The sequence below is a fragment of the Priestia aryabhattai genome (assembly GCF_023715685.1).
Classification (GTDB): domain Bacteria; phylum Bacillota; class Bacilli; order Bacillales; family Bacillaceae_H; genus Priestia; species Priestia aryabhattai_B.
Genome location: NZ_JAMBOQ010000088.1, coordinates 1 through 418 on the forward strand (window position 1 = coordinate 1; position 418 = coordinate 418).

The 418-nt window shown below is 51.7% G+C and carries 3 tRNA genes and 1 rRNA gene; all 4 read right to left on the bottom strand.

Annotated features, from left to right (window positions below):
• Positions 1–44: 44 nt before the first annotated feature.
• A tRNA-Lys gene (locus tag M3225_RS29090) sits at positions 45–120 on the bottom strand.
• Positions 121–128: 8 nt separating this feature from the next.
• Positions 129–204 (bottom strand) — tRNA-Thr (locus M3225_RS29095).
• Between the two features lie 3 nt (positions 205–207).
• A tRNA-Val gene (locus tag M3225_RS29100) sits at positions 208–283 on the bottom strand.
• A gap of 9 nt (positions 284–292) precedes the next feature.
• A 5S ribosomal RNA gene (gene rrf, locus M3225_RS29105) occupies positions 293–408 on the bottom strand.
• Positions 409–418: the final 10 nt, after the last annotated feature.

Genomic DNA, 418 nt, shown 5'->3' on the forward strand with positions numbered 1-418 from the left:
CTAGCGCGTCTGCCAATTCCGCCACACCCGCGTGTGAATATAAATGGTGAGCCATGAAGGACTCGAACCTTCGACCCTCTGATTAAAAGTCAGATGCTCTACCAACTGAGCTAATGGCTCGAAAAAACTGGTGCCGGCAAGAGGACTTGAACCCCCAACCTACTGATTACAAGTCAGTTGCTCTACCAGTTGAGCTACACCGGCAAATGGTGGAGGATGACGGGATCGAACCGCCGACCCCCTGCTTGTAAGGCAGGTGCTCTCCCAGCTGAGCTAATCCTCCGATATATAAGCCTGGCAACGTCCTACTCTCACAGGGACAAAGTCCCAACTACCATTGGCGCTAAAGAGCTTAACTTCCGTGTTCGGTATGGGAACGGGTGTGACCTCTTCGCTATCGCCACCAGACATATTATAT